Genomic DNA, 14,237 nt, shown 5'->3' with positions numbered 1-14,237 from the left:
ATAAACTAATAGTGTCCTAGATAAAGTAGTCAAGTGGATGGAAATCATCCCAAGACTTAAGAGCGGGAGGGGTTATATTGCTGGAGAAGGTAGATATTTTCAAAGATATTGCTGAACGAACCGGCGGCGACATCTATTTAGGTGTAGTCGGGGCAGTTCGTACTGGTAAATCCACATTTATCAAGAAGTTTATGGAGTTAGTCGTCATTCCGAACATGGATACGGAATCAGATCGGGCAAGAGCGCAGGATGAATTGCCGCAAAGTGCAGCTGGAAGAACAATCATGACAACAGAGCCGAAATTCGTCCCCAATCAGGCTGCAACGATAGAAGTGGCTGAAGGATTGAATGTAAATATACGTCTCGTTGATTGTGTTGGTTATACGGTGCCCGGCGCGAAAGGGTACGAAGACGAGAATGGACCTAGAATGATTCATACGCCCTGGTATGAGGAACCAATCCCATTTCATGAGGCCGCTGAAATTGGCACGAGAAAGGTCATTCAGGATCATTCTACACTGGGTGTAGTCGTCACGACGGATGGAACAATTGGAGAAATACCCCGAAAGGACTATATCGATGCAGAGGAAAGGGTTATATCTGAACTAAAAGAAGTAGGAAAGCCCTTTATTATCATCATAAATTCAGTGCAGCCTCATCATCCGGATACGGCGGCACTTCGGGAAAGCCTTCAAGAGAAATATGATATCCCTGTTATCGCGATGAGTATTGAAAGTATGCGCGAAGGGGATGTACTTAATGTTTTAAGAGAAGCATTATACGAATTCCCTGTACTTGAAGTTAACGTTAATTTACCAAGTTGGGTGATGGTACTTAGAGAAGACCATTGGCTTCGGGAAAGCTATCAGGAGGCCGTTAAAGTAACCGTTAAGGATATAAAGCGCCTTCGTGATGTTGATCGGGTTGTAGGACACTTTAATGAATTTGAATTTATTGATCATGCAAGCTTAGCTGGTATGGAAATGGGGCAGGGAATCGCTGAAATTGATTTGTTTGCTCCAGATGAACTGTATGATGATATTCTTAAAGAAATTGTTGGTGTAGAAATAAGAGGGAAAGATCATCTTCTCGCCTTGATGCAGGATTTTGCGTATGCAAAAGCCGAGTATGATCAGGTATCAGATGCATTGAAAATGGTGAAGCAAACAGGGTATGGGGTAGCGGCTCCTACACTCAATGATATGAGTTTGGATGAACCAGAAATCATCAGACAGGGATCCAGATTCGGTGTCCGCTTAAAGGCGGTTGCACCTTCTATTCATATGATTAAAGTAGACGTAGAGTCTGAATTTGCACCGATAATCGGTACAGAGAAGCAAAGTGAAGAACTTGTCCGTTATTTAATGCAGGATTTTGATGATGATCCATTGTCCATTTGGAATTCGGAAATCTTCGGCAGGAATTTAAGTTCTATTGTGAGAGAAGGTATTCAGGCAAAGTTATCACTTATGCCTGAAAATGCCCGCTATAAATTAAAAGAAACATTAGAAAGAATTATCAATGAGGGTTCTGGCGGTCTCATTGCCATTATTCTTTAAGACTTGCTGGCTGTTGAGAAAACCTCGACAGCTTTTTTTACTTAGTCAGATTGATGGGAAACGGATGGATATTTCTATTATTTGGTTAAGATGACAAATATTTTGTTCTTAATTAAGAATTCAAGTCTTATGTGTTGCGAAATTTAAGATGTTCGAGTAGGATAGAAAAGTCCTCGAAAACCTTGATTTATCGCTTTTTAAAGAGGTTTAAGATTTCTTGAATAGGGAAAGAATTGAGTGTAGAAAGTCAAAAAGTATAGATTATGCATATTTTTATGAAAAGATTCCCATTATTTTTGTATTTTTCTTGCTAAGGTAACGGGTTCTATGATAATCTACTTACAGAAAACGCAATGTAGAAGCCATTCCAGCCTGAATGTACATATTTTTTCAGACAAGCTTCGATCAATTTCTGGTATATGATTTTTCAAATGAATCATTGACCGATAGAAATTGGTGACAAGAGTAACAAATCACTATTATACAGTGTTTGTAATATTGATTTTTTATAAATATCCTTTTGGGAGGAGGTGAATGGCATGAACAAAACAGAACTAATTAACTCAGTTGCAGAAGCAGGCGAACTTTCTAAGAAAGACGCTACGAAAGCCGTTGATGCTGTTTTTGATACAATCTTAGACGCTTTAAAAAGCGGTGATAAAGTACAATTGATCGGTTTTGGTAACTTCGAAGTTCGCGAACGTGCAGCACGTAAAGGCCGCAACCCGCAAACTGGCGACGAAATCGAAATCGCTGCAAGCAAAGTACCTGCATTCAAACCAGGTAAAGCACTTAAAGATGCTGTGAAGTAAGTACATATCGGTACTTTAAGGGTAAAAAGGGGCCACATTGTGGTCCCTTTTTTTGCTTACTATTTTCGTTCTGTGCTAATATAGAATACAGTTAAAATGAAAGATTCAGCAGCATCTTAAAATGCTGCTATTAGTGCTGATATGTATTATTACTTATGATATTAGGGGGAAATAAAATGGCAAATGTTGATCATGCCAAAATTGAAGAAGCAGTAAAAATGATTTTAGAAGCAGTAGGAGAAGACCCAGATCGTGAAGGTCTTTTAGATACGCCCAAACGTGTGGCGAGAATGTATGAAGAAATTTTTGCAGGTCTACATCAGGATCCAAAGCAATATTTTGAAACAATTTTTGGAGAAGAACATGAAGAGATGGTCCTTGTGAAGGACATTACATTCCATTCAGTCTGTGAACACCATCTTGTTCCGTTTTATGGAAAAGCTCATGTAGCCTATATTCCGAAAAACGGTAAGGTTACGGGTTTAAGCAAGCTGGCTCGTGCAGTGGAAGCCATTTCTAAACGTCCCCAGCTTCAGGAACGGATTACGAGTACAATTGCGAATTCTATCATGGAAAGCTTAGAGCCGCATGGTGTGATGGTGGTCGTTGAAGCGGAACATATGTGTATGACGATGAGAGGCGTGAAAAAACCTGGTGCACAGACGGTAACTTCAGCAGTAAGAGGTGTCTTTGCTGAGGATTATCGTACTCGATCAGAGGTACTAGCCTTTATTAAAGGGTAATAGGAATCATACGCTCAGGGGTGATAATGATGGATGAGAAATCAGGTAACGATTTTATCGTAATAAAAGCATACGAAGATAGTGTCAATGTAATCGGGCTGACAAGAGGAACAGATACTAAATTTCATCACGCTGAAAAGCTGGATGCAGGTGAAGTGATGATTGCTCAGTTTACTGAACATACATCAGCCATTAAGGTTCGCGGGCACGCGATGATCTATACGCCTTATGGTGAAGTGGAAAGTGAGTCAAAACAGCCTAAGATTGATAAATAGGGTATACACTCTTGCAGAAAATGGATGTCTAAAAGAAATAGTGCTGTTTTTATGGTTCCATCGATAAAGGTATAGGTAAATTAGAGCATTCTTCTTTTATCTTATAGGTTTTATGATATAATGATGTTTGGTTTTAGACGGAGAAAAATGCTTTAAATTAAATTATCTTTTGGGGATGCAAGGGTGATTCCATGTTAAACATAAATAATACAGTAATTGAATTAAAGAAAAGCATTAAATCAAAAGCTTATCATCCTTATCTTCAAAAAATTCTTGATGAGCCGAAAATAGATGAAGATAAACTGCTGTTATTAGCGGGCCTTTTTAATGAATTAGAAAAATCGTCTGAAGAGATTCATACAGATATGCTTGCTACTATGATGGTGCAGGTCGCTCTTGATACGCATGAGTTAGTTACGATTTCCTCAAAGGAAATTGAATCAGGGGATGAATTAAAAAATCGTCAGCTGAACGTATTGGCTGGGGATTATTTCAGCGGTCTGTATTATCAGCTTTTGGCTGAGTCCGGGAATGTTGTCTTAATTAAGATTCTTTCAAGCGGCATAAAAGAAATTAATGAACATAAAATTTCGCTTTATCAAAAATCCTTTACGGATGAAGATAAGCTGGTTTCCGGTATAAAAATTATTGAGTCGTCATTAATTCAAAAACTTGCTGAATACTTTGCCAAGCCAGAATGGATGGAGCTTGCAGGAGCTGTGCTGTTAGTAAACAGACTGCATCTGGAAAAAATGCAATATAAAGCAGGAGGGCAATCTCTTGTGTTTGATGCGTTAGCAGAAATAAACTTCCCACAACAAAAAGAGTTAACCCGCATTGAATTAAACTACCTTTCAACAAAAATGGACAAGTGTATTATGGATGCACAACATATGACAAAAAAGGCCGCAGTGAAGCTTTCTTCCCAGAATGATTTCGTCCAGCAATGGATTAATACAATTCTTGATGAAACAGCCATTAAAGCCAATTCATTTGTGGAAGAAGGGTAAACTATGGGACAATCTAAAGAAGAAAAAGTTCATCATGTTTTTGAAAAAATATATGGAAACTACGATAAAATGAATTCGTTAATCAGTTTCAAACAGCATATCAAATGGCGTTCAGCTACGATGGCGAAGATGAACATTCCACGCGGAACAAAAGCCTTGGATTTATGCTGCGGTACAGCTGATTGGACGATTGCAATGGCTGAACAAGCAGGACCGGAAGGAGAAATTTACGGTCTTGATTTCAGCAAGAATATGTTGAAAATTGGCGAAGAGAAAGTTAATAAGCTGAATTTACAACAAGTCACGCTGCTGCATGGCAATGCGATGGAGCTGCCTTTTGAGGACAACAGCTTTGATTACGTAACCATAGGATTTGGACTACGAAATGTTCCGGATTATATGCAAGTATTAAAAGAAATGAATCGAGTATTAAAGCCAGGAGGCATGGCAGTTTGTCTTGAAACCTCTCAACCAACGATGCCGGTCTTTAAGCAAGGATACCAGCTTTACTTCCGTTTTGTGATGCCAGTATTCGGGAAGTTATTTGCTAAGAGTTTTAAAGAGTATTCATGGCTTCAAGAATCTGCTCGTGATTTTCCAGGGATGAAGCAATTAGAAGAAATGTTTAAGGCGGCCGGATTTAAGAATGTCAGCTATAAGGCGCACACGTTCGGAGTTGCGGCTTCTCATTATGGCACTAAATCTAATTAAAAGATGTTAGCATATACAAAGCTGGGTGGAATGTATGAAACTTAAAATGTTGTATTCTTTCTTGAATACGGATCTGCAATTAATTGAAAAAGAATTAGAAGCAGCTATACAGGCTGAATCTCCAGTTCTAAGAGAAGCATCGCTGCATTTACTGCAATCCGGGGGAAAACGAATTCGCCCAGTTTTTGTATTGCTGGCTGCTCAGTTTGGCAACTATGATATTCATGTAGTGAAGAATGCTGCTGTCACACTTGAACTCATTCATACTGCCTCTCTTGTTCATGATGATGTTGTTGATGATTCAGATTTACGTCGGGGTTCGGCAACGATTAAGTCAAAATGGGATAATCGTGTAGCTATGTATACAGGGGATTATATGTTTGCTAGAGCCCTGGAGGTTATGGCAAGGATTGAAGATCCATTGGCACATAAAATTCTAGCACGAACAATGGTCGAACTGTGCCTAGGTGAAATTGAGCAGATCAAAGATAAGTTTGATTTTGACCAAACTTGGCGCACCTATTTTAGACGCATTAAACGGAAGACAGCGCTTCTAATTGCTTCGAGCTGTCAACTTGGTGCACTAACTGCAGGTACTAGTGCAGACATTCATCAGAGATTATTTCGATTTGGCTATTATGTAGGCATGTCCTATCAAATCACGGATGATATTCTGGATTTTACAGCTTCAGAAAAGGAGCTTGGAAAACCTGCAGGAAGCGATTTGCGTCAAGGAAATATCACGTTACCTGTATTAATTGCAATGCAGGATCCAAAGTTAAAAGCACTGGTTAAGACAGTACATGAGCAGATATCGCTTGATGAAATGACTGTTATTATTGAAGCAATAAAAGCCACTGGCTCTATCGAGAAGGCAGGGGAAGTCAGCAAGATGTACCTGAAGAAGGCCTTTGCACAGCTAGAAGGTCTGCCTGCTTCACGTTCGAAAAAGACTTTAGCAGAAATTGCAAAGAACATAGGTAATCGTAAATTTTGACTTGGTGTTGCAATAACTGGAAAATAGTGATATATTTTTGAGGGATTTGTCGTCTTGCGGCAAATTTATACATACATACTTTTAGGAGTGAATTATACAAATGGAAAAAACATTTTTAATGGTTAAACCTGATGGCGTTCAACGCAATCTTATCGGTGAAATCGTTTCCCGTTTTGAAACGAAAGGTTTTAATCTTGTTGGAGCTAAATTAATGCTTATCACACAAGAGTTGGCTGAACAGCATTACGGCGAACATAAAGAACGTCCATTTTTTGGTGAATTAGTAGAGTTCATCACGTCTGGCCCAGTTTTTGCAATGGTTTGGGAAGGCGAAAATGTTATTGCAACTGCACGCCAAATGATGGGTGCTACAAATCCTAAGGATGCAGCAGCAGCTACTATCCGCGGTGACTTTGCAGTAACTGTCGGAAAAAACATCATTCATGGTTCAGATTCAAGTGAAAGCGCTGAACGTGAAATCGGCTTGTTCTTTAATAAAGAAGAACTAGTTGATTACTCGAAATTAATGAGCAAGTGGGTTTATTAATTTTTACTTGCTAAGTTAAGGTCTCGGAATCCGAGGCCTTTTTTCTTTGTGTTAAAATGTATGGAAAATCCAAAAAACCGACTAATTGGCGGCATTTTATTAAGGTATCCTGATGACGTGCCGATATACTCAATAACTACTATTGTTGGATTTTGGTGAAGGAGTCGTTAGAATGCCGAGCGAATATGAACAGTTTACCTTAAATATTAAAAACCTGACAGGGATCGATCTTGCTCTTTATAAGGAGTCACAAATGAAGCGCAGATTAACTTCCTTGTATGAAAAAAAAGGCTATTCCTCTTTTACCGAATACTATAAAAATATTAAAATGGAACCAGCCATTTTAAATGAATTTTTAGATCGAATGACGATTAACGTGTCAGAGTTTTATCGGAATTATAAGCGTTGGGAGATCTTTGAGAACAAGATCTTACCAAGGATGCTTAAATCATCACCATCATTGAAAATATGGAGTGCGGCTTGTTCAACCGGTGAAGAACCCTATACCATAGCAATGATACTTTCTAAGTACCTGCCGCTATCGAACCTCTCAATATATGCAACCGATATTGATGAAAATGTTCTAGTTAAGGCAAAACGGGGAATCTATCCCGAAAGGTCATTAAATGAAGTGCCTATCGACATAAAAAACAAATTCTTCATTCAAGAAGACGGGTTTTATCGAGTGACAGATGATATTAAACGAACTGTCACGTTTAAAAAACATAATTTGCTGGCGGAAAAGTTCCAGACTCATTATGATTTGATTGTCTGCCGGAATGTGTTAATTTATTTTACAGAAGAAGCAAAATCCCACCTTTATCAAAAGTTTAGTGCAGCGCTGAAATCTGATGGGGTATTCTTTGTTGGAAGCACCGAACAGATATTTAATCCAGCTCAATTTAACTTAACAACAGAAGATACTTTTTTTTATAAAAAAATATAATAGATCATGGAAGTACGGACAGTCTTGTGAAAGACGTCCGTATTTTTTTATCTTTAAAGCATGTATGGAATGAGAAAGTTCATGTAAAATTAAGAGATAGAATGGGACTGGTTATTTTCTATTTATCTTGTTCCCACTTTTCACAAAATTGTGGTATATTGATACATAAATCCTTTAATGGTTTAAAAGGGGGAAGAATACAGATGAGATATTTAACAGCAGGTGAATCACATGGTCCGCAGTTGACGACCATAATTGAGGGTCTTCCAGCAGGGATGCCGATTACAGCAGATGATATTAACGAACAATTAGCAAGGCGCCAAAAAGGGCATGGCCGAGGCAGACGGATGCAGATTGAAAAAGATCAGGTATTCATTGGGTCTGGTATAAGGCATGGCTTAACACTTGGTTCTCCAGTAACATTCGTTGTCGAGAATAACGATTGGAAACATTGGACAAAAATTATGGGCAGTGAACCCATATCTGAAGAAGAAGAGGAAGATATTAAACGCAAAATTACCAGACCGCGTCCGGGTCATGCAGATCTAAACGGCGGAATCAAATATGGTCACCGTGATCTTCGAAATGTACTTGAGCGTTCTTCTGCTCGTGAGACAACAGTTCGGGTAGCAGCAGGAGCTGCAGCAAAGAAACTTTTATCCTTATTAGGAATTGAGATTGCTTCACATGTTCTTGAAATTGGCGGAGTAAAAGCCAATCCAGCTCCTTACACCTCTATTAAGGAATTACAAGAGGTAACAGAAGCCTCATCAGTAAGATGCTTTGATCCTTCTGTAGAACAAGAAATGAAGGATGCAATCGATCTTGCTAAGAAAAATGGCGATTCAATAGGCGGAATTGTCGAGGTGGTTGTTGAAGGAATGCCGGCAGGAGTGGGAAGTTACGTCCATTATGACCGGAAACTTGACGCGAAGCTTGCCGCAGCCATTGTCAGCATTAATGCGTTTAAGGGTGTTGAGATAGGAATTGGATTTGAAGCTGCTCATCGTTTTGGCAGTGAAGTTCATGATGAAATTGCCTATAACGAGGAGTCTGGTTATTACCGGAAAACAAACCGTCTTGGCGGATTTGAAGGCGGAATGACGAGTGGAATGCCAATTATTGTACGTGGAGTAATGAAGCCTATCCCTACTTTATATAAACCGCTGAAAAGTGTGGATATTGATTCTAAGGAAGTGTTTACAGCAAGCGTTGAACGATCTGACAGCTGTGCCGTTCCTGCAGCAGCTGTAGTAGCAGAAGCCGCTGTAGCATGGGAGTTAGCAACAGCGATTGTGGAACAATTCCCATCCGACCGTTTTGATCAACTTGCAGCTTATCTTGAATCCTACAGGAAAGAAACAAGGGAGTTTTAATAATGGAAATAATCGATATTAACACATCGAAAAGCTACCCTGTCTATGTGGGACAAGGCGCAATTGAAGCACTGCCGGAATTTATTGGGCGCTATCGTCATATAAGCCGTATTTTACTTATTACAGATGAAAAGGTTGCAGGCATTCATTTACATAGAGTAAAAGAACTGGTAGAGAAAACTGGCAAGCCTGTTGAAGTATGTATCGTACCTGAAGGTGAGCATGCAAAGACATTTGAAGTGTTTTATCAATGTCAAAGCTTTGCTTTAGCTCATAATCTTAATAGAAAGTCATTGGTTCTTGCCTTAGGAGGCGGAGCTGTTGGCGATTTAGCAGGATTTGTGGCTTCAACTTTTATGAGAGGTATTCCATTTATTCAACTACCTACTACTTTACTTGCACATGATAGTGCTGTTGGCGGAAAAGTGGCCATTAATCATCCGGAAGGGAAGAACATGATTGGTGTATTCTATCAGCCTGAGGCCGTGTTCTATGACTTAGATTTCCTTAAAACCCTTCCGGAAAAAGAGTTACGTTCAGGTTTTGCTGAAGTAATCAAGCATGCTTTAATTGATGATTCAGATTTTTATCACTGGTTAATTACCAACATCACGAATTTAAATTCAATAACAAATGAACAGTTTCTAACCATCGTCAAAAGAGGAATAGAAGTTAAGGCTGCAATTGTGGCAGCAGATGAAAGAGAAGAGGGTGTACGAGCTTATTTGAATTTTGGCCACACATTAGGACATTCCATTGAAGCAGCTATGGGTTACGGAAACTTTACTCATGGCGAATCCGTATTAATCGGGACTATTTTTGCTTTGAATTTAAGTTTGAAAAAACAAGACTTTCCGTTTAATCTAGACGAATTTATTCAATGGGTGCAATCACTCGGCTACCAAACCACTATTCCTGAAACACTGCAAAAGCAAACACTACTCAGCAATATGAAAAAAGATAAGAAGACAATTAGCGAACAAATTACTTTTGTACTTCTCGCTAAACTTGGAAATCCTTATTTAACTGAAGTGGATGATCGAACAGTAATGGAAGAGCTAAAGAGGCAGTAGGTTACTTTTAACCCTGCAATGGGAGGCAGAAGCATGATAAGAGGCGTAAGAGGAGCGACGACGGTACAAGTTGATACAGATATAGAGATCATGACAGCTGTTGAACGATTATTAAGGGAAATGATTGAACTGAATTCGATTGAGGCTGAAAAAGTTGCGTCAATATTTATTTCGATGACGGAGGATTTGCGGTCTGCTTTTCCAGCAAAAGCGCTCCGAAAAATTGATGGATGGACATATGTCCCTGTTGTTTGTATGCAAGAAATCCCAATCGTAAATTCGCTGCCTTTATGTATTCGGATTATGCTTCATTTAAATACGGATAAAGAGCAGACTCAGATTCAACATGTTTATCAAGAAGGTGCGACAGTGCTTCGTCCAGACCTTTTCACAGAAAGTCAATAATGAGCGATCTGCCTATAACGAAGTGCGGAGTATGATATACTAACTATATACTCTGTCACTTTAAAGCGATGAATTTAAAATCTTAAGATGAGGTGAGAAGATTGAAATGGAATAAAGCGGTGTTATCTTTAACACCCTATCAACCTGGTAAATCAATTGAAGCAGTGAAAAGGCAATATGGTTTAGAAAAAATAACGAAGCTTGCATCGAATGAAAACCCATTCGGATGTTCAGCGGAAGTAAAAAAAGCGATTTCTGCTTATGCAGATTCGTTTGCTATCTATCCAGACGGCTATGCTACTTTACTCAGAGAAGCAGTTGCTGAACATGTCGGAGTAAATGGAAAACAATTAATTTTTGGTAATGGTTCCGATGAGAATATCCAAATTATTTCTCGCAGTCTTTTAGATTCTTCAAAGAATACAGTTATGGCTACTCCTTCTTTTTCTCAATACCGTCATAATGCGATCCTTGAAGGTGCGGAGGTAAGAGAAATTCCGTTAATTGAAGGGGCACATAATCTTGATGGAATGCTTGCCGCGATTGATGAACATACAGCTGTTGTTTGGGTATGTACGCCAAATAATCCAACGGGTGTTTACATCGATGAGGCATCACTTCGTCAATTTCTTAATCAAGTACCTGAAGACGTACTTGTGGTGTTGGATGAAGCCTATAGTGAGTATGTAGTCGCAGAGGACTATCCGAAAACAGAGAAATGGATTGAAACCTATAAAAACATTATTGTTTTGCGGACTTTTTCGAAGGCATATGGTCTTGCTAGTCTTCGAGTTGGTTATGGAATAGCAGATGAAGACATTATTCAAAAACTAGATCCTGCGCGCGAACCGTTTAATGCTAATACAATTGGTCAAATGGCAGCCAAAATTGCACTTCAGGATCAGGCATTTATTGAGCGCTGCCGAGATGAAAACCGTCAAGGACTCGAGCAATATTATGCGTTCTGTCAAGAAGAGAATCTATCTTATTATCCATCACAGGCTAATTTTATTTTAATTGATTTTGAAATTGATTCAGATGAGATTTTTCAATATTTACTTGAACATGGATATATTACACGTTCTGGAAAAGGCCTCGGTTTTCCGACCAGCCTGCGTATAACAGTAGGTTCCAAGGAACAGAATGCGGAAATCATTGCCGTTATTAAGGAGTTTTTAGCTCTTCAAAAAAACCTAGAAAAATAAGTGAGCTGGTATGGAAGGCGGGAATGGAATGGGCAGAAATGTATTCGTAATTGGCCTTGGTTTAATCGGCGGATCCCTAGCCATGGCCATCAAAGATAAACATCGAACCGCTGTCATTACCGGCTTCGATACAGATGAAAATAATGTGAACTTGGCAAAATTGCTTGGGATTATTGATGACTCGGTTGATTCGATTGAAGAGGGAGTCAAAGCTGCTGATTTGATTCTCTTGGCAATCCCAGTTGTCGAAACGGAGAAAATCCTTAAGCGTTTGGCTGACATGCCGCTAAAACAAGATGTTATTATCACGGATGCGGGCAGTACGAAAGGGACCATCCATCTTGCTGCAAAAAGTCTGATCGATAAAGGGATTACCTTTATCGGAGGTCATCCTATGGCTGGATCTCATAAAAGCGGAGCAGGAGCGGCAAAACTTCATTTATTCGAGAATGCCTTTTATTTATTAGTACCGCCTGAAAACATACAAGATGATCAATTAGTGTTATTAAAAGAGTGGCTGAGTGGAACGAAGGCGAATTTTTTAACAGTTAATCCAAATACACATGATTTGCTTACAGGTGTGGTCAGCCACTTTCCACACATTATTGCAGCCGGCCTTGTTAAACAGGCCGAGAATTACAGCCGTGATAATCCTTTGATCACGAGGCTGGCTGCAGGCGGGTTTAGAGATATTACGCGTATCGCGTCAAGTAATCCCGTTATGTGGCATGATATATTAATCAATAATAAAGATGTGCTGCTTAAATTGATGAATGAATGGCAGGTTGAAATGGAAGCCATTAAACATCATATTAAGAGCGAGAACAGCGATGAAATCCTTCGCTTTTTTTCAGAAGCTAAAGATTTCCGTGATGAACTTCCATCGGGCGGAAAAGGAGCCATTCCGGCTTTTTATGACTTATATATTGATATCCCAGATTATCCAGGTATCGTTTCTGAAATTACGGGATATTTGGCGAAAGAGTCGATTAGTTTAACAAATATTCGTATACTTGAAACTAGAGAAGAAATCTATGGTGTCTTGATCGTCAGTTTTCAAACAGAAACTGACCGTCAAAAAGCCGCAGATTGCATAGCGAAGTATACAAGTTACGAAACTATATTAGCGTAGGTTAAAAACTGCTGCGGAGGAGGCTTCCATGAATACTCGTGTGTTAAAGACGAATGTTGCATCTATACGTGGAATGGTTTCTGTACCTGGAGATAAATCCATTTCACATCGGTCGATTATGTTTGGGTCGATTGCTGAAGGAACCACTAAGGTCGAAAATTTTCTGCCCGGTGCAGATTGTTTGAGCACAATTGCGTGTTTTAAGAATCTTGGTGTCAGCATTGAACAAAAAGGAACAAGTGTATACATTGAAGGTCAAGGTCTAGATGGGCTTAAAGAACCGGAAGGCGTACTGGATGTTGGAAATTCAGGTACCACCATTCGTTTAATGATGGGGATTCTTTCTGGACGTCCATTTCATACAGTATTAATGGGCGATGAGTCAATTGCTAAACGACCGATGACGAGAGTAGTTAATCCGCTGAGAGAAATGGGGGCAAGGATTGAGGGCCGCCATAACGGAGAACTAACCCCGCTTTCTGTGACTGGAAGTACTATGCAGGGAATCCGTTATGAACTGCCTGTCGCTAGTGCTCAGGTCAAATCAGCTATTCTGTTAGCAGGACTGCAAGCTGAAGGAAGAACAGTCGTAGTCGAACCTGAAAGAACAAGGGATCATACCGAGAGGATGATTGTGGAATTTGGCGGTACAGTTTTAAGAGAAGGAAATGAAATCAGCGTCGAAGGAAATCAGCACTTTAAAGGAACATCGATCTATGTTCCAGGTGATATCTCTTCAGCTGCCTTCTTTATGGTGGCTGCGGCTATAACTGAAAATAGTGAAGTCGTCTTAAAAAATGTCGGCTTAAATCCGACACGAACCGGTATTATTGATGTTATGAAAAACATGGGTGCGGACATTCAGGTTGAAATGACTCATCATGATGGCGAACCATATGGAGATATTACCGTCAGGTCATCAAGACTAAAAGCGACCGTTATTGAAGGCGACCTAATACCACGATTGATTGATGAACTCCCTGTGATTGCCTTGTTGGCCGTCAAAGCAGATGGAACTACAATCATTAAGGACGCTTCTGAACTTAAAGTAAAAGAAACAAATCGGATAGATACGGTAGCAGATGAATTGTCGAGTATTGGTGCGGATATTACCCCTACAGATGATGGTTTGATTATTAAAGGTGGAAGTTCTCTTTCTGGCGGTCAGGTATCTAGTCATGGAGACCATCGTATAGGAATGATGCTTGCCGTAGCTGGATTGCTTGCTAAAGACGAATTGATTTTAGAAGACCCGGAAGCGATTCAGGTGTCCTATCCAACATTTTTTGAAGATTTACATACATTAATTCAGTAACATAGCCCTCTTATGAGGGTTTTTTGTTTTAAAAGTATGTTCTGCAATTTTATAAAACGATTCTTATTTTCTTCTTTTATCCATATGTTATAACAAGGTTAGGGGAGGAGGGGATCTGCTGGGTAAGGGAA

Annotated in this window: 15 protein-coding genes; all 15 read left to right on the top strand. The window is 39.5% G+C overall.

The window, feature by feature from the left end:
• Positions 1-80: 80 nt before the first annotated feature.
• The gene (gene spoIVA, locus MHI18_RS04750; protein ID WP_340847572.1) at positions 81-1,559 is read left to right on the top strand and encodes a stage IV sporulation protein A; all 1,479 of its coding nucleotides are present in this window, start codon (positions 81-83) and stop codon (positions 1,557-1,559) included.
• A 539-nt stretch (positions 1,560-2,098) separates the two neighbouring features.
• A complete protein-coding gene (locus MHI18_RS04745; RefSeq protein ID WP_040373308.1) occupies positions 2,099-2,371 on the top strand; it encodes an HU family DNA-binding protein in 273 nt (90 codons plus the stop codon).
• A 176-nt stretch (positions 2,372-2,547) separates the two neighbouring features.
• Positions 2,548-3,114 carry a GTP cyclohydrolase I FolE gene (gene folE / locus MHI18_RS04740; protein ID WP_040373307.1) on the top strand — a complete coding sequence of 189 codons (567 nt, stop codon included), beginning with the start codon at positions 2,548-2,550 and terminating at the stop codon, positions 3,112-3,114.
• 29 nt (positions 3,115-3,143) lie between these two features.
• The gene (mtrB, locus tag MHI18_RS04735) at positions 3,144-3,389 is read left to right on the top strand and encodes a trp RNA-binding attenuation protein MtrB (protein ID WP_340846255.1); all 246 of its coding nucleotides are present in this window, start codon (positions 3,144-3,146) and stop codon (positions 3,387-3,389) included.
• Between the two features lie 191 nt (positions 3,390-3,580).
• Positions 3,581-4,399, top strand: a complete 819-nt coding sequence (locus MHI18_RS04730) for a heptaprenyl diphosphate synthase component 1 (RefSeq protein WP_340846254.1) — start codon at positions 3,581-3,583, stop codon at positions 4,397-4,399.
• A 3-nt stretch (positions 4,400-4,402) separates the two neighbouring features.
• Positions 4,403-5,110 carry a demethylmenaquinone methyltransferase gene (locus MHI18_RS04725; protein ID WP_340846253.1) on the top strand — a complete coding sequence of 236 codons (708 nt, stop codon included), beginning with the start codon at positions 4,403-4,405 and terminating at the stop codon, positions 5,108-5,110.
• A 34-nt stretch (positions 5,111-5,144) separates the two neighbouring features.
• Entirely contained in the window at positions 5,145-6,107 is a 963-nt protein-coding gene (hepT, locus tag MHI18_RS04720) for a heptaprenyl diphosphate synthase component II (RefSeq protein WP_340846252.1), read from the top strand.
• 100 nt (positions 6,108-6,207) lie between these two features.
• A complete protein-coding gene (ndk, locus tag MHI18_RS04715) occupies positions 6,208-6,654 on the top strand; it encodes a nucleoside-diphosphate kinase (protein WP_040376285.1) in 447 nt (148 codons plus the stop codon).
• 172 nt (positions 6,655-6,826) lie between these two features.
• The gene (locus MHI18_RS04710; protein ID WP_340846251.1) at positions 6,827-7,600 is read left to right on the top strand and encodes a CheR family methyltransferase; all 774 of its coding nucleotides are present in this window, start codon (positions 6,827-6,829) and stop codon (positions 7,598-7,600) included.
• A gap of 203 nt (positions 7,601-7,803) precedes the next feature.
• A complete protein-coding gene (aroC, locus tag MHI18_RS04705) occupies positions 7,804-8,976 on the top strand; it encodes a chorismate synthase (RefSeq protein ID WP_340846250.1) in 1,173 nt (390 codons plus the stop codon).
• Positions 8,977-8,978: 2 nt separating this feature from the next.
• Positions 8,979-10,049 (top strand): 3-dehydroquinate synthase, encoded by a 1,071-nt coding sequence (aroB, locus tag MHI18_RS04700; protein ID WP_340846249.1) that lies wholly within the window; start codon positions 8,979-8,981, stop codon positions 10,047-10,049.
• Between the two features lie 33 nt (positions 10,050-10,082).
• Positions 10,083-10,454: a chorismate mutase gene (aroH, locus tag MHI18_RS04695; RefSeq protein WP_340846248.1), complete on the top strand. Its 372-nt coding sequence runs from the start codon at positions 10,083-10,085 to the stop codon at positions 10,452-10,454.
• A 101-nt stretch (positions 10,455-10,555) separates the two neighbouring features.
• The gene (gene hisC, locus MHI18_RS04690; RefSeq protein ID WP_340846247.1) at positions 10,556-11,659 is read left to right on the top strand and encodes a histidinol-phosphate transaminase; all 1,104 of its coding nucleotides are present in this window, start codon (positions 10,556-10,558) and stop codon (positions 11,657-11,659) included.
• 28 nt (positions 11,660-11,687) lie between these two features.
• Positions 11,688-12,791, top strand: coding sequence for a prephenate dehydrogenase (locus tag MHI18_RS04685; protein ID WP_340846246.1), 1,104 nt, complete (start codon positions 11,688-11,690; stop codon positions 12,789-12,791).
• Positions 12,792-12,819: 28 nt separating this feature from the next.
• Entirely contained in the window at positions 12,820-14,106 is a 1,287-nt protein-coding gene (aroA, locus tag MHI18_RS04680) for a 3-phosphoshikimate 1-carboxyvinyltransferase (RefSeq protein WP_340846245.1), read from the top strand.
• The last annotated feature ends 131 nt before the right edge of the window (positions 14,107-14,237 follow it).

The sequence above is a fragment of the Peribacillus sp. FSL H8-0477 genome, from assembly GCF_038002765.1.
Classification (GTDB): domain Bacteria; phylum Bacillota; class Bacilli; order Bacillales; family DSM-1321; genus Peribacillus.
The sequence above is the reverse complement of the archived record's forward strand: the minus strand, read 5'-3'. Positions and strand labels throughout refer to the sequence as shown.